This window comes from Mycolicibacterium vaccae NBRC 14118 = CIP 105934, from assembly GCF_001552715.1.
Taxonomy (GTDB): Bacteria; Actinomycetota; Actinomycetes; order Mycobacteriales; family Mycobacteriaceae; genus Mycobacterium; species Mycobacterium vaccae.
Map to the genome: position 1 here is coordinate 1 of NZ_BCRS01000015.1, position 15,337 is coordinate 15,337.

A 15,337-nucleotide genomic window follows, 5' to 3' on the forward strand; every position below is an offset into this window, starting at 1 on the left:
GGCTGGGGGAGCCGGGCCCGGGCGAGCTCGGGGTCCGCGACGGCCTGCTGATCGACAACGCGTTCGGCGACGGCGTGGTGCTGGCCGCCGCCGACACCATCGCGGTCGCCGGGCCCGTCGGGGTGCTCGACGCGCTCGCCGCCGCTGCGCTGGCCAGGGCGGTCGACGTTCCGGCCGCCGCGATCGCCACGGCCCTGGCGACCTTCGAGGTGGGCAGGCACCGCGCGGAGGTCGTCGCCGTCGCCGAGGACATCACCTACGTCGACGACTCCAAGGCCACCAACCCGCACGCCGCGCAGGCGTCGATCACCGCGTTCCGGCGGGTGGTGTGGGTGGCCGGCGGCATGCTCAAGGGCGCGTCGGTCGACGAGCTCGTCGCCGCGACCGCCGACCGGCTGGCCGGAGTCGTGTTGATCGGCCGGGACCGCGCGGTGGTCGCCGAGGCGTTATCGCGACACGCGCCGGATGTCCCCGTCGCGGAGGTTGTGACAGGGGAGGATTCTGTGATGCTTGAGAAAGATGAGTCAGGTGTTACTCGTGTGACTCGAGTGAAACCGGTTGGTGAGCAGGCACCGGCCGAGGCGTTGATGGGGGCCGTGGTCGCCGCGGCGCGCGACCTGGCCGGGCCCGGGGACACGGTGCTGCTCGCGCCGGCCGGGGCGTCATTCGACCAGTTCACCGGGTACGGCCATCGCGGTGACGCGTTCGCCACCGCGGTCCGCGCCGCACTCAGGTAGCGGGCGGACCGCACGTGAGCAGCATTCTGCAGCGGCTGCGCAGCCGTCGCGCGAACCCGGCCACCGATCCCGAGACGGTGACCGGCGGAACCTCCGCCGCCGCCGCACTGCACCTCCCGCGCACCCGCGTCGGTGCCTGGCTGGGCCGGCCGATGACCTCGTTCCACCTGATCGTCGCCGTCACCGCGCTGCTGATCACCATGGGCCTGACCATGGTGCTCTCGGCGTCGGGGGTGTACTCCTACGACCAGGACGGCTCGCCCTGGTCGGTGTTCGCCAAGCAGGTGCTCTGGACGATCGTCGGCCTGTTCGCGTTCTATGTCGCACTGCGGACCCCCATCGCCGTGATGCGGCGGTTCGCGTTCGCCGGGTTCGCGTTCACCATCGTGCTGCTGGTCCTGGTGCTCATCCCCGGTATCGGCCAGGTGGCCAACGGTTCCCGCGGCTGGTTCGTGGTGGCAGGGCTGTCCATGCAGCCTTCAGAGCTGGCCAAGATCGCCCTGGCGATCTGGGGCGCGCACCTGCTGGCCGCCCGCCGGATGGAGCACGCGAGCCTGCGCGAGATGCTGGTGCCGCTGGTGCCTGCCGCGGTGATCGCGTTGGCGTTGATCGTCGCCCAGCCCGACCTCGGGCAGACGCTGTCGATGGGTGTGATCCTGCTGGGTCTGCTCTGGTACGCGGGCCTGCCGCTGCGGGTGTTCCTCACCTCGCTGGGCGCGGTGATGGTCTCGGGTCTGGTGCTCGCACTCGCAGAGGGTTACCGGTCGGCCCGAGTGCAGTCCTGGCTGAACCCGGGCGCAGACACCCAGGGCGCGGGATATCAGGCGCGCCAGGCCCGGTTCGCGCTGGCCAACGGCGGGGTGTTCGGTGACGGCCTGGGCCAGGGCGCCGCGAAGTGGAACTATCTGCCCAACGCCCACAACGACTTCATCTTCGCGATCATCGGCGAGGAACTCGGGTTCGTCGGCGCGGCGGGTCTGCTGCTGCTGTTCGGCCTGTTCGCCTACACCGGCATGCGCATCGCGCGTCGCTCGGCCGACCCGTTCCTCAAGCTGCTCACCGCGACGGCCACGCTGTGGATCCTGTCGCAGGTGTTCATCAACGTCGGCTACGTGGTGGGTCTGCTCCCGGTGACCGGCCTTCAGCTGCCGCTGATCTCGGCGGGCGGCACGTCGACGGCCACCACCCTGCTGATGATCGGGATCATGGCCAACGCCGCCCGGCACGAACCGGAAGCGGTCGCGGCGCTGCGCGCGGGCCGGGACGACCGGGTCAACCGGCTGCTGCGGCTGCCGTTGCCTGCGCCGTATGTGCCGACCCGCACCGAAGCGCTGCGTGACCGGCTGCGCAGGCGGCCCCGGACCGAGGCGCCCGCCGGATCCAGCAAGCCGGCCAGGTCCGCCAAGTCCGCCAAGGCAGGTAAATCAGCCAAGGCGGGCAAATCCGGCAAGGCCGCCGAGCGGCAGGAGCGCCGGTCCGGCCGGGCCGCCGGCGGGCACCCGGTGCGGTCGGGCAGGTCCTCCGGCGGCTACGGTGATACCCGGCGTAATCAGGGCCGTCGGGCCCGTGCATTGGAAGGTCAGCGTTACGGGTGACAGGGATCTCGGTCCCGGCGGGGCAGGAGCGGAGCGACCGGGGAATCTCTGTGGTTCTTGCCGGTGGTGGCACGGCGGGCCACGTCGAACCCGCGATGGCGGTGGCCGACGCGCTGACCGCACTGCACCCGGGCGTACGGATCACCGCGCTGGGCACCGCGCGCGGCCTGGAGACCCGGCTGGTGCCGCAACGCGGATACGACCTTGAGCTGATCACCCCGGTGCCGCTGCCGCGCAAGCCGTCGGCAGACCTGCTCAAGTTGCCGTTGCGGGTCCGCCGCGCGGTGCGCGAGACACGCGCGGTGCTCGACGGCGTCGACGCCGACGTGGTGATCGGCTTCGGCGGCTACGTCGCGCTGCCCGCATATCTGGCCGCCCGCAGCACCCGTCCCAGCCGGCGGATCCCGGTGGTGGTGCACGAGGCCAACGCCAGTGCGGGCTGGGCCAACAAGGTCGGCGCCCGCTCGGCCCAGCGGGTGCTCTCGGCGGTGCCCGATCCGGGACTGCCGCACGTCGAGGTGGTGGGCGTGCCGGTGCGGGAGGCGATCACCGTGCTGGACCGGATGGCGCTGCGCGCGGAGGCCAGGGCCTACTTCGGGTTCGCGCCCGACGCCAGGGTGCTGCTGGTGTTCGGCGGCTCGCAGGGCGCGCAGTCACTCAACCGGGCGGTCTCGGGTGCCGCGGAAAAGCTTGCTCAACAAGGCATTTCGGTGCTGCACGCGCACGGGCCGAAGAACGTCCTCGAGCTGCGCACGCCGCAGTCCGGGGAGCCGCCGTATGTCGCGGTGCCGTACCTGGACCGGATGGACCTGGCCTACGCGGCAGCCGATCTCGCGATATGCCGGTCGGGGGCGATGACCGTCGCCGAGGTCACCGCCGTCGGGCTGCCCGCGATCTATGTCCCGCTTCCCATCGGCAACGGTGAGCAACGGCTCAACGCGCTGCCGGTGGTCGAGGCCGGTGGCGGCATCGTCGTCGACGACCGTTCGCTGACACCGGAATTCGTGGCGGGCACGGTGCCCGGGCTGCTCAATGACGCGGATACGCTCAACGCCATGACCGCGGCGGCCGCGCTGGCCGGACACCGTGACGCGGCGCGACGGGTGGCCGAGGTGGCCCTGGAGGTCGCGCGCCACGCAGGCGACCGGCGGGTGCGGCGATGACCACGCACCGCCATCCCGGCGACCTGCCCCCGGAACTGCACCGGGTGCACATGGTCGGCATCGGCGGCGCAGGCATGTCGGGCATCGCCCGCATCCTGCTCGACCGCGGCGGGCTGGTGTCGGGGTCGGACGCCAAGGACTCGCGCGGGGTGATCGCGCTGCGCGCCAGGGGCGCGCAGATCCGCATCGGGCACGACCCGACCGCGCTGGACATGCTGCCCGGCGGGCCCACCGCGGTGGTGACCACCCACGCCGCGATCCCGAAGACCAATCCCGAACTGGTGGAGGCGCACCGGCGCGGCATTCCGGTCATCCTGCGACCCGCGGTGCTGGCCAAGCTGATGGCCGGGCACACCACGCTGATGGTGACCGGCACGCACGGAAAGACCACCACCACGTCGATGCTGATCGTCGCGCTGCAGCACTGCGGATTCGACCCGTCGTTCGCGGTCGGCGGAGATCTCGGCGAGGCCGGCACCAACGCCCATCACGGCAGCGGCTCCTGTTTCGTGGCCGAGGCCGATGAGAGCGACGGATCGCTGCTGGAATACCGCCCCGACATCGTGGTCGTCACCAACATCGAGGCCGACCATCTCGACTTCTTCGGCAGCGTCGAGGCCTACACCGACGTGTTCGACCAGTTCGCGGCCCGCATCAAACCCGGTGGGGCGCTTGTGGTCTGTGACGATGACCCCGGCGCCCGCGCGCTCGCGGACCGGGTGTCGGCCACCGGGGTGCGGGTACTGCGCTACGGCAGCGCCGCGGATCTCGACGCGACGCTGGTGGAGTGGACCCAGCAGGGGACCGGCGCGGTCGCCGAGATCCGGTTGGCCGGCGAGGACCGGGTCCGCACGATGCGGTTGTCGGTCCCGGGCCGGCACATGGCGCTCAACGCGCTCGGCGCGCTGCTGGCGGCCCGGGAGGCGGGCGCGGACCTGGACACCGTCCTCGACGGGCTGGCCGGATTCGAAGGTGTGCGCAGGCGTTTCGAGCTGGTGGGCACCGCCAGCGGGGTCCGGGTCTTCGACGACTACGCCCACCACCCGACCGAGGTCCGGGCCACGCTGACCGCGTTGCGCGCGGTCGTCGAACAGGCGGGTCGAGGCCGTGCCATCGTGGTGTTCCAGCCCCATTTGTATTCGCGCACCGAGGCTTTCGCGTCGGAATTCGGCGAGGCGCTGAGCGCTGCCGACGCGGTCGTCGTGCTCGACGTGTACGCGGCCCGGGAGCAACCGCTGGCCGGGATCAGTGGAGGCACCGTCGCCGACGCGGTGTCGGCCCCGGTCACCTACATCCCGGACTTCTCCGCGGTGGCCGCCCGGGTGGCCGAGATCGTCAGCCCCGGCGACGTGGTGGTCACGATGGGCGCCGGCGACGTGACGCTGCTGGGGCGGGAAATCCTGGCCGAGGTGGACGCCAGGGCATGACCGAGCCGACCGAGGACGGCCCCGCGATTCCACCGACCGAAACTGCGGCCGAGACCCCGGATGCCGCAGAGGATTTCGAGGGCCCACGGCGACAGGCCAGGCGCGAACGCGAGGAGCGCCGGGCCGCGCAGGCCAGGGCCACGGCCATCGAGCAGGCCCGCAGAGAGGCCAAGCGGCGGGCGATGGGCACCCCGGCGCCGGAGACCAGGACGCTCGGGCGGGGCACCGTCCGCGGACTCAAGGTGCTGATGTGGACCGTGGTCGCCGCGGTCCTGGTGGTGGGGATGGGTCTGCTGCTGTACTTCACGCCGATCATGTCGGTGCGCAGTGTCGTGGTGGTCGGGGTGGGGGCGGTCACCCAGGACGAGGTGGTGTCGGCGGCCGGCGTCACGTCGGGCACGCCGCTGCTGCAGGTCGACACCGACACCGTCGCCGAGCGGGTGGCCGGCATCCGCCGGATCGCCTCCGCCCGTGTGCAGCGCCAGTATCCGTCGACCCTGCGGATCACGATCGTCGAACGGGTTCCCGTGGTGCTCAGGGACTATCCCGACGGGGTGCACCTGTTCGACCGCGACGGGGTCGACTTCGCCGTCGGTCCGCCGCCGCCGGGCATCCCGTACCTGGATGCCGAGAACCCCGGGCCCAACGATCCGGCGACCATGGCCGCGCTGCAGGTGATGACCTCGCTGCGGCCCGATGTCGCCGTCCAGGTCGGCCGGGTGTCGGCGCCGTCGGTGGCCGCGATCACGCTGACGCTGGTCGACGGGCGCACGGTGGTGTGGGGGACCACCGACCGCACCGAGGAGAAGGCGCTCAAGTTGGCCGCGCTGCTGACCCAGCCCGGGCAGGTCTACGACGTCTCCAGCCCGGATCTGCCGACGGTCAAGTAGTGACGCAGCCGGAATCACTGAATTTTGTCGTGTCGTTTCGGCGCGCCTGCCCAGCGTGCGCGGTGACCACCCCTAACGTTCTGGTTGCGCGGAACAACTTGACATAACTCTAAGCCTCTTGTTGAGGTTGAGGGTTTGCTCCAGCGGTTATCCGCTTCAAGGACCTACAAACCAGGCAGGAAGGGCGTTCGATGACCCCCCCGCATAATTACCTCGCTGTGATCAAGGTGGTCGGCATCGGCGGCGGCGGCGTCAACGCCGTCAACCGGATGATCGAACAGGGTCTCAAGGGCGTCGAGTTCATTGCGATCAACACCGACGCGCAGGCGCTGTTGATGAGTGATGCCGACGTCAAACTCGACGTCGGCCGCGATTCCACTCGCGGTCTCGGCGCGGGCGCGGACCCCGAAGTGGGCCGCAAGGCCGCCGAGGACGCCAAGGACGACATCGAGGAGCTGCTGCGCGGCGCCGACATGGTGTTCGTGACCGCCGGTGAGGGCGGCGGCACCGGCACCGGCGGCGCGCCGGTGGTGGCGTCGATCGCCCGCAAGCTCGGCGCGCTGACCGTCGGTGTGGTGACACGTCCGTTCTCGTTCGAGGGCAAGCGGCGCAGCAACCAGGCCGCCGACGGCATCGCGTCGCTGCGCGAGAGCTGCGACACGCTGATCGTCATCCCCAACGACCGGCTGCTGCAGATGGGTGACGCCGCGGTGTCGCTGATGGACGCGTTCCGCAGCGCGGACGAGGTGCTGCTCAACGGCGTGCAGGGCATCACCGACCTGATCACCACCCCGGGTCTGATCAACGTGGACTTCGCCGACGTCAAGGGCGTCATGAGCTCCGCGGGCACCGCGCTGATGGGTATCGGCTCGGCGCGCGGAGACGGCCGGGCGCTCAAGGCCGCCGAGATCGCGATCAACTCCCCGCTGCTGGAAGCCTCGATGGAGGGTGCCCAGGGCGTGCTGCTGTCGGTGGCCGGCGGCAGCGACCTGGGCCTGTTCGAGATCAACGAGGCCGCCTCGCTGGTGCAGGAAGCGGCCCATCCCGAGGCCAACATCATCTTCGGCACCGTCATCGACGACTCGCTCGGCGACGAGGTCCGCGTCACGGTCATCGCCGCGGGCTTCGACGCCGCGGGACCCGGACGCAAGCCGGTCACCGGTGAGGCCGCCGCCGCGGCGGCGCCGAACCAGCCGATCGCGCCGGGTAAGGCCGGTCGGGTGAACTCGTCGATCTTCGATCCGGCCGATCCGGCGAGCGTGCCCGCCGGGCACACCAACGGCGCGACGGTGCGGATCGGCGGCGGTGACGACGGCGGTATCTCCGACGACGACGTCGACGTGCCGCCGTTCATGCGCCACTGAGCGGCCGGAGGGTCCCGCCCGTGACATTCCGGGTCAGACGCGTGACCACCACCCGCGCGGGTGGTGTCTCCAAACCGCCGTTCGCGACCTTCAACCTCGGCGACCACGTCGGTGACGCACCGGCCGCGGTCGCGGCCAACCGGCGCCGGCTCGCCGCCACCCTCGGGTTGGGCGACCGCATCGTGTGGATGAACCAGGTGCACAGCGCCGACGTCGCCGTGGTCGACCGCGCCGGTGAGACGGTCGAGGCCACCGACGGGCTGGTGACCACCACCCCGGGACTGGGGCTGGCGGTGGTGACCGCCGACTGCGTGCCGGTGCTGATGGCAGACGCGCGCGCCGGGGTCGTCGCCGCGGTGCACGCGGGCCGGGTGGGCGCCGCGGCGGGCATCGTCGCCCGGGCACTGCACACCATGACCCGCCTCGGAGCCCATGTCGAGGACGTGTCGGTGCTGCTCGGCCCCGCGGTCAGCGGCCGCAACTACGAGGTGCCCGAGCAGATGGCCGCCGAGGTCGAGCGCGCACTGCCGGGCAGCCGCACCACGACGCACCGCGGAACGCCGGGGCTCGATCTGCGTGCCGGCATCGCGGCCCAGCTGCGCGCGCTCGGCGTCCGGTCGGTCGACGTGGACCCCCGGTGCACGGTTGAGGACGCGAAACTGTTCAGTCACCGTCGCGACGCGCCGACCGGGCGGATGGCCTCGGTGATCTGGCTGGAGCCCGCGCCATGACGCGCGAGGAGGAGCTCGGCCGAGCGCTGCGTGGGCTGCAGGACCGGGTCGCGCGCGCCGCCGAGACCGCGGGTCGCGACGCCGGCGAGATCGAACTGCTGCCGGTGACCAAGTTCTTCCCGGCCACCGACGTGGTCGCGCTGTACCGACTGGGGTGCTCGGCCTTCGGGGAGTCCCGCGACCAGGAGGCGACCGCCAAGATCGCGGAGGTCGGCGAACTCGTCGGGGGAGCACCGCTGCGCTGGCACATGATCGGGCGGATCCAGCGCAACAAGGCGCGGTCGGTGGCCCGCTGGGCCTACGCGGCGCACTCGGTGGACAGCTCCAAGGTGATCGCGGCGTTGGACCGGGCCGCCGCAGAGGCGCTGGACGACGGGCTGCGGACCGCGCCGCTGCGGGTGTTTCTACAGATCAGTTTGGACGGGGACGAGAGCAGGGGCGGCGTCGACGTCGCCGCCTCGGGCCGGGTCGACGACCTGTGCGGCGCGATCGACGCCGCGCCCGGTCTGGAGTTCGTCGGGCTGATGGCGGTTCCGCCGCTGAACTCCGATGCCGGCGAAGCGTTCGCCCGGTTGGAGCAGGAGCGTGACCGGGTACAACGCGGTTATCAGCAACGTCTCGGGCTGTCCGCCGGCATGTCCGGCGATCTCGAAACGGCGATCCGACACGGATCTACTTGTGTGCGTGTCGGTACCGCGCTCCTGGGATCGCGACCGCTAACGTCACCGGAAGTAGTCACACCAGTCACACCGTCATCACAGACACCAAACTTGCCGAACTTTCCTGAGTCTTCTCCGCACGAAGGGTCCTCACAATGAGCACACTGCACAAAGTCAAGGCCTACTTCGGTATGGCGCCGCTGGACGACTACGAGGACGACTACTACGAGGACGACGACCGCGCCGCGGGGCGCGGGTACCGGCGTCCCCGCGAGGACCGCTTCGAGGACGAAGGCTACGCGCGCGGCTACGAAGGACCGGCCGACGAGCGGCGTCGCGAATACGACGAACCGGCTCCCTACCGGGTCGGCTTCGACGACGCCCGCTTCGAGCCGCGTTTGCGCGGCCCGCGCGAATTCGACCGCACCCCACCGCGTTTCGGTGGGATGCGGGGTTCGACGCGCGGCGCACTCGCGATGGACCCGCGGGGGATGGCCGAGCTGTTCGAGGCCGGCAGCCCGTTGGCGAAGATCACCACGCTGCGGCCCAAGGACTACAGCGAGGCGCGCACCATCGGCGAGCGCTTCCGCGACGGCACTCCGGTGATCATGGATCTGGTCTCGATGGACAACGCCGACGCCAAGCGCCTCGTCGACTTCGCCGCCGGGCTGGCCTTCGCGCTGCGCGGCTCGTTCGACAAGGTCGCCACCAAGGTCTTCCTGCTCTCTCCGGCCGACGTCGACGTGACCGCCGAGCAGCGCAGGCGCATCGCCGAGGCCGGCTTCTACGCCTACCAGTAGCCACCCCGGGCACCCCGGGTAGGCTGGCGGCGTCGCGCGGGCGTTGTCGGCTCGAAGCGACCCGGGCTGCGTCCGCAGCCTGTAGTCAAAGTCACACATCTGCCTGAGTGAGGTCGGCTTCGTTGGCGCTCTTCTTCGAGATCCTGGGTTTCGCGCTGTTCGTTTTCTGGCTCCTGCTGATCGCCCGGGTCGTGGTCGAGTTCATCCGTTCGTTCAGCCGGGACTGGCATCCGCGCGGCGCCACGGTCGTGATCCTGGAGATCATCATGTCGCTGACCGACCCGCCGGTGAAGCTGCTGCGACGCCTGATTCCGCAGCTCACGATCGGTGCGGTGCGTTTCGACCTGTCCATCATGGTGCTGCTGCTGCTCGCGTTCATCGGCATGCAGCTCGCGTTCGGGGCGGCGGTCTGACCGCAGGCCGGCGGCGTGGTGAAACCGCGGCACCGGACGCTGGGCGTCACCAGCGGAATGTCGGGTTCGGATATTAATTATCGACCTCGCCTGCAACCGCCGGGTCAGGTGTGACAGGATGGACGCCAGTTACGTTGCAAGCAAGGCTTTACACTTCGAATTCAGTTGACGGTCCAGACTTCAAGGGGGCAGACAATGCCGCTCACTCCTGCCGACGTGCACAACGTGGCATTCAGCAAGCCACCTATTGGTAAGCGCGGCTACAACGAGGACGAGGTCGACGCGTTCCTCGACCTCGTCGAGAACGAGCTGTCCCGCCTCATCGAGGAGAACAGTGACCTGCGTCAGCGGGTTGCTGAGCTGGACCAGGAACTGGCTCAGGCCAGGGCCGGCGAAGGCGCCTCCCAGCCGACCCAGACGCTGCCAGTCTACGAGCCGGAGCCCGAACCCGCACCGGCTCCGACGCCCGAGCCGGCCTACGAGGCTCCGCCCGCGCAGGCCGCAGCTCCCGCGATGGAGGACCAGCATCTGCGGGCGGCCAAGGTGCTCAGCCTGGCCCAGGACACCGCGGACCGTCTGACCAACAGCGCCAAGGCCGAGTCGGAGAAGATGCTCGCCGACGCCCGCGCTCAGGCCGACGCGATGGTCACCGAGGCCCGCCAGACCGCCGAGACCACGGTGACCGAGGCGCGTCAGCGCGCCGACGCGATGCTCGCCGATGCGCAGAGCCGGTCGGAGACCCAGCTGCGTCAGGCTCAGGAGAAGGCCGACGCCCTGCAGGCCGACGCCGAGCGCAAGCACTCCGAGATCATGGGAACCATCAACCAGCAGCGCACGGTGCTCGAAGGCAGGCTCGAACAGCTGCGCACCTTCGAGCGCGAGTACCGCACCCGCCTCAAGACCTACCTGGAGTCTCAGCTCGAGGAGCTCGGTCAGCGCGGCTCGGCGGCACCCGTGGACTCCGGTGCCGGTAACGACGGTGGCTTCAATCAGTTCAACCGGGGCAACAACTAGTCACGTGCCGCTGCGAACCGGGTCTGACCCATGCTGATCGCCGCGCTCGTCCTGGCCGTCATCGGCCTGGCGGCGTTGGTGATGGCCGTGGTCACCAGCAACGAACTCATCGCGTGGGTCTGTATCGCGGCCAGCGCCATCGGCGTCATCCTGTTGATCGTCGACGCCCTGCGGGAGCGGTCCCACCGCGATTCGGACGACGAATCCGATGACGAATCTGATGCGGCGGCAACTGATTCCGGCGATCCGGAGTCAGTCGGGTCCGACTACGAGGACTATCCGGACGAGGCGCCGATCGCCGAGGATTACGACGACAACTACGACGGGTCTTTCGACGAGTCACCCGCCGGCTCGCCTGCCGAGGATCCGGCGGCGGTGGACGTCGAATCCGAGCCCCGCACCGACGGACAGACCCCGAAGAACTGACTTCGCTCAGCGGTGGGCCGATTCGTGCCCGTCGGCCGGGGTGGCGAGTAGGTCGCGCACCTCGTCGTCGCTGACCTGGTGGAAATCGGCGAACACCTGGCCGACCGCACGGAAATCGGGTGGCATCGTCGAGCACACCACCTCGTCGGCCTCGGTGCGCAACCGTCGGCACACCGAGGCGGGGCCGACCGGTACCCCGACGATCACCCGCCGCGCGCCCGCCTGCCGCGCTGCGCGCACGGCCGCGATCATGCTGGCCCCGGTGGCGAGGCCGTCGTCGACCAGGATCACGGTGCGCCCCTGCAGCATCAGCGGACCGCGGTCGCCGCGGTAGGCCTCTTCCCGGCGGTGCAGTTCGGTGGTCTCACGGTCCACGGCCTCCCGCACCGCGCTGTCGGCGATGCCGAGGTCGCGCACCAGGTCGTCGTTGAGCACTATCCCACCGCTGGTCAGCGCCCCCATCGCCAGCTCAGGCCACTGCGGGACCCCGAGCTTGCGTACCAGGCACACGTCCAGCGGCGCGCGCAGGTCGTGCGCGACCTCCCAGGCGACGGGAACGCCGCCGCGGGCCAGACCCAGCACGAGCAGGTCCGGTTCGCCGCGATGGCGGGCCAGATCGCGCGCCAGTACCCGCCCCGCGTCGCGGCGGTCCCGGAATGTGCGCATCCTGTCGGCCATCGGATCGTCCCGTGGCGGAATACCCTCGTGCAGTCGGCGGCAATCCGCGGCCGCGGCGGCGCCGAATGGTTACCGAAACCCCCCACCGTCACCCGGGAGCGCTATGGGCATCGAGTACGAGTGCGTCGTCAACCACCCCCGTGACGAGGTCTGGCGGTGGCACTCCCGTCGCGGCGCGATGCGCCGGCTGGTACCGCCCTGGCAGCCGATGTCGGTGGTGTCCGAGGCGTCGTCACTGGCCGACGGGGTGGCGGTGCTCGGCCTGCCGGGCGGACTGCGGTGGGTGGCCCGCCATGACCCGACGGCGTATGTGGAGGGCAGCCGGTTCGCCGACGAGCTCTCGTCCCACGGGCCCGCGTCCTGGCCGCCGCGGGTGATCGGGCGCTGGCGGCACACCCATTCGTTCACCGACGCCGGCAGCGGGACCCGGGTGTGCGACCGCGTCGAGGCCCCGGTGCCCGCCGCGGCACTGCGGTCCACGTTCGTCTACCGGCAGCGCCAGCTCACCGACGACCTCGCCGCCCATCGCAGGGCCGAGGTGGCCGGCGTCGCGCCGCTGACCGTGGCGATCACCGGGTCCTCCGGCCTGGTCGGCTCTGCGCTGTCGGCGTTCCTCAGTAGCGGTGGGCACCGGGTGATCCGGCTGGTCCGCGGCCCCGCCCAGAGTGAGGACGAACGTTGTTGGGAGCCAGAGGATCCGGCGCCGGAGCTGCTCGCAGGCGTCGACGCCGTCGTACACCTGGCCGGCGCGTCGATCGCGGGCCGCTTCACCGACAAGCACCGCGCCGCGATCCGGGACAGCCGCATCGCGCCGACCCGGTTGCTGGCCAGGGCCGCCGCGTCCGCGCCCGACGGGCCGCACACGTTCGTCAGCGCCTCGGCGATCGGGTTCTACGGCGCCGACCGCGGTGACACCCAGCTCACCGAGGACAGTACGCGCGGCGAGGGCTTCCTGGCCGATGTGGTCACCGACTGGGAGGCGGCGACCGACCCCGCCCGCGACGGCGGGTTGCGGGTGGTCAGGGTCCGCACCGGCATCGTCCAGGCCGCCAACGGCGGCACGCTGGCACTGTTACGCCCCCTGTTCGCGGCCGGGCTGGGTGGACGGTTGGGCAGCGGCAGGCAGTGGCTGTCCTGGATCGGCCTCGACGACCTCGTGGACGTGTACCACCGGGTGCTCTACGACCAGCGCTTCGACGGGCCGGTGAACGCGGTCGGGCCGGAGCCGGTCCGCAACACCGAGTACACCCGGGAGCTGGCGCGGGTGATGCACCGGCCCGCCGTGGTACCGGTTCCTGCACTGGGTCCGCGGATCCTGCTGGGCGCCGACGGTGCCCGCGAGCTGGCCGAGGCCAGCCAGCGGGTGGTGCCGGCCAAGCTGCTGGCGGCCGGGCATCCGTTCCGCCACCCCGACGTCGGTGACGCGCTGGCGCATCAGCTCGGACGTGGGTGACCGGCCACGTGGGTCAGGAACCCGCGCACCAGCGCCTGGATCCGGGGCGCGGTGTCCTCAGCGAGTTCTGTTGTGCGGGTGAGTAGTACGTCGTGATCCAGGCCGGCGGCGAGGACCTCGCCGTCGCGGTCGGCGGCCAGCCAGATCTTGAGCAGATCGGCGTCGATCTCGGGATGGAACTGCAGCGCGAGCGTGCGGCCCAGCACGAATGCCTGCGACGCGTTCGGTGTGCGCGCGATCTCGGTCGCGCCGGGCGGCAGGGTCCAGCGGTCGAAATGCCACTGGAACCACGGTCCGCCGGGGACGATCTCGGGCCGGTCGCTGAGCACGTCGTACCAGCCGATCTCCGGCCGCGGTGACCGCGCCACCGATCCGCCGAACGTCTGTGCCAGCAGCTGGCCGCCGAAACACACTCCCAGCAGGGCGATTCCGGCGTCCGCGGCGTCCCGGAGCAACTGCATCTCGGCGCCCACCCAGGTATGGCGCAACGCCTCGTCGTACACCGGCCAGCTGGCGCCCAGAGGGACGATCACGTCGTAACCGGCCGGGTCGGGGAAGGCCACCTCGCCGGCGGGGTCGTCGGCGCGCTCGGCGGGCACCACCTCGAACGTGTCGACGTCGAATCCCTCCGCGGCGAACGCGTCGCCCAGCAACGCCTCGGTCGCGATGTGCTCGTTGACCAGAAACAGAACCTTGGATGTCACGCAGCCATTATTGACTCTCCCCCGAGGGGAGACCTCACCGTGGACACATGGCAACGGACACACACTCGGAATCGATCGCGTGGGCAGACCTGCCCGCGGCGGTCATCACGTATCTCACGTCACACCGCGACGGTGACGCGGACGGGGCGCTGGCCGCGTTCGCCGACCAGGCCACCGTCACCGACGAGGGCCATACCCACACCGGCCGGGCCGCGGTCGCCGGCTGGCTGACCACCGCGGGCAGCGAGTACACCTACACCACCGAGTTCCGCGCCGCCGCGAAGACCGGTGCCGGCGAATACGACGTGCTCCAACGCCTGGAGGGTGACTTTCCCGGCGGCGTGGCCGATCTGCACTACCGCTTCACCATGGCCGGTGAGCTGGTCGGCCGGCTGGTGATCGAGCCGTGAAGACCTGGTTCATCACCGGCGGTACACCCGGCGGATTCGGCATGGCCCTCGCCGAGGCCGCGCTGGAGGCCGGGGACCGGGTGGCGGTGACGGTGCGCCGGCCCGCTGAACTGGTCAGCTGGGCCCGCGGGCACGGCGACCGCGTGCTGGTGGTCACCGCCGACGTCACCGATGGCGACCAGGTGCGCGCCGCCGTGCGCGCCGCCGAGAACCATTTCGGCGGCATCGACGTGCTGGTCAACAACGCAGGCCGCGGCTGGTTCGGCTCCGTCGAGGGGATGGACGAAGACCAGGTGCGGGCGATGTTCGAGCTGAACTTCTTCAGCGTGCCGACCGTCCTGCGGGCCGCGCTGCCGGGGATGCGGGCGCGGGGCAGCGGGTGGGTCGTGAACATGTCGTCGGTGGCGGGACTGCGCGGCACCACCGGCTTCGGTTATTACAGCGCAACCAAGTTCGCGCTTGAGGGGCTTACCGAGGTGCTTCGCGACGAGCTGGCGTCGACCGGGATCCGGGTGCTGGCCGTGGAGCCCGGGGCGTTCCGCACCCGGGCCTACTCCGGGTTCGCCGACGAGCCCGTAGGCGAGTCGATCCCCGAGTATCAGCCGATGTTGCGCGAGGTCCGTGAGGCGATGGTCTCGGCCGACGGCAAGCAGCCCGGTGACCCTGGCCGCGGTGCCCGCGCCGTGCTCGCCGCCATGGCGCAGGAGCCGCCGCCGCAGCGCCTGGTGCTCGGCAGCGGTGGATTCGACGCGGTGGCCGACACGCTGGAGAGCGCGCTGGCCGAATTGCGCCGGAACGAAAACCTCTCCCGGGGGGCGGATTTCCCAGACGGGGAATAGTCGCGGGATCGGAGGCGCTTTACCCGGCAAGCAA

General features: G+C 70.9%; 17 protein-coding genes. 15 read left to right on the plus strand and 2 right to left on the minus strand.

All coding sequences use genetic code 11. The annotated features are described in order from the left end of the window. From MVA01S_RS04940 to MVA01S_RS04995, 12 genes are all read left to right on the plus strand, one after another. Positions 1–737 (plus strand): glutamate ligase domain-containing protein (locus MVA01S_RS04940; RefSeq protein ID WP_303621341.1); only part of this gene is annotated, 737 nt, incomplete at its 5' end. Positions 738–751: 14 nt separating this feature from the next. Continuing rightward, positions 752–2,332, plus strand: a complete 1,581-nt coding sequence (ftsW, locus tag MVA01S_RS04945) for a putative lipid II flippase FtsW (RefSeq protein ID WP_003933043.1) — start codon at positions 752–754, stop codon at positions 2,330–2,332. Beyond that, entirely contained in the window at positions 2,329–3,495 is a 1,167-nt protein-coding gene (murG, locus tag MVA01S_RS04950; protein ID WP_040542910.1) for an undecaprenyldiphospho-muramoylpentapeptide beta-N-acetylglucosaminyltransferase, read from the plus strand. The genes ftsW and murG overlap by 4 nt, the downstream gene beginning before the upstream one ends. Continuing rightward, entirely contained in the window at positions 3,492–4,922 is a 1,431-nt protein-coding gene (gene murC, locus MVA01S_RS04955) for a UDP-N-acetylmuramate--L-alanine ligase (RefSeq protein ID WP_003933041.1), read from the plus strand. The genes murG and murC overlap by 4 nt, the downstream gene beginning before the upstream one ends. After that, entirely contained in the window at positions 4,919–5,812 is an 894-nt protein-coding gene (locus MVA01S_RS04960) for a cell division protein FtsQ/DivIB (protein WP_003933040.1), read from the plus strand. Before murC ends, MVA01S_RS04960 begins: the two co-directional genes overlap by 4 nt. Positions 5,813–6,003: 191 nt before the next feature. Continuing rightward, on the plus strand, positions 6,004–7,176 hold the full coding sequence (ftsZ, locus tag MVA01S_RS04965; protein ID WP_040542908.1) for a cell division protein FtsZ: 1,173 nt from the start codon (positions 6,004–6,006) through the stop codon (positions 7,174–7,176). Between the two features lie 20 nt (positions 7,177–7,196). After that, the gene (gene pgeF, locus MVA01S_RS04970; RefSeq protein WP_040542906.1) at positions 7,197–7,907 is read left to right on the plus strand and encodes a peptidoglycan editing factor PgeF; all 711 of its coding nucleotides are present in this window, start codon (positions 7,197–7,199) and stop codon (positions 7,905–7,907) included. Continuing rightward, positions 7,904–8,725, plus strand: coding sequence for a YggS family pyridoxal phosphate-dependent enzyme (locus tag MVA01S_RS04975; RefSeq protein ID WP_003933037.1), 822 nt, complete (start codon positions 7,904–7,906; stop codon positions 8,723–8,725). The genes pgeF and MVA01S_RS04975 overlap by 4 nt, the downstream gene beginning before the upstream one ends. After that, on the plus strand, positions 8,722–9,366 hold the full coding sequence (locus tag MVA01S_RS04980; RefSeq protein WP_003933036.1) for a cell division protein SepF: 645 nt from the start codon (positions 8,722–8,724) through the stop codon (positions 9,364–9,366). The genes MVA01S_RS04975 and MVA01S_RS04980 overlap by 4 nt, the downstream gene beginning before the upstream one ends. A gap of 122 nt (positions 9,367–9,488) precedes the next feature. After that, positions 9,489–9,779, plus strand: a complete 291-nt coding sequence (locus MVA01S_RS04985) for a YggT family protein (protein WP_003933035.1) — start codon at positions 9,489–9,491, stop codon at positions 9,777–9,779. Between the two features lie 195 nt (positions 9,780–9,974). Beyond that, the gene (gene wag31, locus MVA01S_RS04990) at positions 9,975–10,793 is read left to right on the plus strand and encodes a DivIVA-like cell division protein Wag31 (RefSeq protein ID WP_003933034.1); all 819 of its coding nucleotides are present in this window, start codon (positions 9,975–9,977) and stop codon (positions 10,791–10,793) included. Between the two features lie 30 nt (positions 10,794–10,823). Then, positions 10,824–11,219, plus strand: coding sequence for a phage holin family protein (locus MVA01S_RS04995; RefSeq protein ID WP_003933033.1), 396 nt, complete (start codon positions 10,824–10,826; stop codon positions 11,217–11,219). Positions 11,220–11,225: 6 nt separating this feature from the next. On the opposite strand, the gene MVA01S_RS05000 is transcribed toward MVA01S_RS04995, so the two are convergent. Next, the gene (locus tag MVA01S_RS05000) at positions 11,226–11,897 is read right to left on the minus strand and encodes a phosphoribosyltransferase (RefSeq protein ID WP_003933032.1); all 672 of its coding nucleotides are present in this window, start codon (positions 11,895–11,897) and stop codon (positions 11,226–11,228) included. A 103-nt stretch (positions 11,898–12,000) separates the two neighbouring features. Here MVA01S_RS05000 and MVA01S_RS05005 point away from each other — a divergent pair, with 103 nt between their 5' ends. Beyond that, positions 12,001–13,350, plus strand: coding sequence for a TIGR01777 family oxidoreductase (locus tag MVA01S_RS05005; RefSeq protein WP_003933031.1), 1,350 nt, complete (start codon positions 12,001–12,003; stop codon positions 13,348–13,350). Here MVA01S_RS05005 and MVA01S_RS05010 read toward each other — a convergent pair. Beyond that, positions 13,332–14,054 carry a type 1 glutamine amidotransferase gene (locus MVA01S_RS05010; RefSeq protein WP_003933030.1) on the minus strand — a complete coding sequence of 241 codons (723 nt, stop codon included), beginning with the start codon at positions 14,052–14,054 and terminating at the stop codon, positions 13,332–13,334. The two genes, MVA01S_RS05005 and MVA01S_RS05010, sit on opposite strands and share 19 nt — an antisense overlap. Before the next feature lie 47 nt (positions 14,055–14,101). Here MVA01S_RS05010 and MVA01S_RS05015 point away from each other — a divergent pair, with 47 nt between their 5' ends. After that, positions 14,102–14,464 carry a hypothetical protein gene (locus MVA01S_RS05015; protein ID WP_003933029.1) on the plus strand — a complete coding sequence of 121 codons (363 nt, stop codon included), beginning with the start codon at positions 14,102–14,104 and terminating at the stop codon, positions 14,462–14,464. Then, positions 14,461–15,303, plus strand: coding sequence for an SDR family NAD(P)-dependent oxidoreductase (locus MVA01S_RS05020; RefSeq protein WP_003933028.1), 843 nt, complete (start codon positions 14,461–14,463; stop codon positions 15,301–15,303). The genes MVA01S_RS05015 and MVA01S_RS05020 overlap by 4 nt, the downstream gene beginning before the upstream one ends. Positions 15,304–15,337: the final 34 nt, after the last annotated feature.

Bases quoted from the DNA above. Each gene is read 5' to 3' on its own strand.
- MVA01S_RS04960 (WP_003933040.1), top strand. From the start codon at position 4,919: ATGACCGAGCCGACCGAGGACGGCCCCGCGATTCCACCGACCGAAACT.
- MVA01S_RS05015 (WP_003933029.1), top strand. From the start codon at position 14,102: ATGGCAACGGACACACACTCGGAATCGATCGCGTGGGCAGACCTGCCC.
- MVA01S_RS05005 (WP_003933031.1), top strand. From the start codon at position 12,001: ATGGGCATCGAGTACGAGTGCGTCGTCAACCACCCCCGTGACGAGGTC.
- ftsZ (WP_040542908.1), top strand. From the start codon at position 6,004: ATGACCCCCCCGCATAATTACCTCGCTGTGATCAAGGTGGTCGGCATC.
- MVA01S_RS05000 (WP_003933032.1), bottom strand. From the start codon at position 11,897: ATGGCCGACAGGATGCGCACATTCCGGGACCGCCGCGACGCGGGGCGG.
- wag31 (WP_003933034.1), top strand. From the start codon at position 9,975: ATGCCGCTCACTCCTGCCGACGTGCACAACGTGGCATTCAGCAAGCCA.
- MVA01S_RS04975 (WP_003933037.1), top strand. From the start codon at position 7,904: ATGACGCGCGAGGAGGAGCTCGGCCGAGCGCTGCGTGGGCTGCAGGAC.
- MVA01S_RS04980 (WP_003933036.1), top strand. From the start codon at position 8,722: ATGAGCACACTGCACAAAGTCAAGGCCTACTTCGGTATGGCGCCGCTG.
- MVA01S_RS04995 (WP_003933033.1), top strand. From the start codon at position 10,824: ATGCTGATCGCCGCGCTCGTCCTGGCCGTCATCGGCCTGGCGGCGTTG.
- murC (WP_003933041.1), top strand. From the start codon at position 3,492: ATGACCACGCACCGCCATCCCGGCGACCTGCCCCCGGAACTGCACCGG.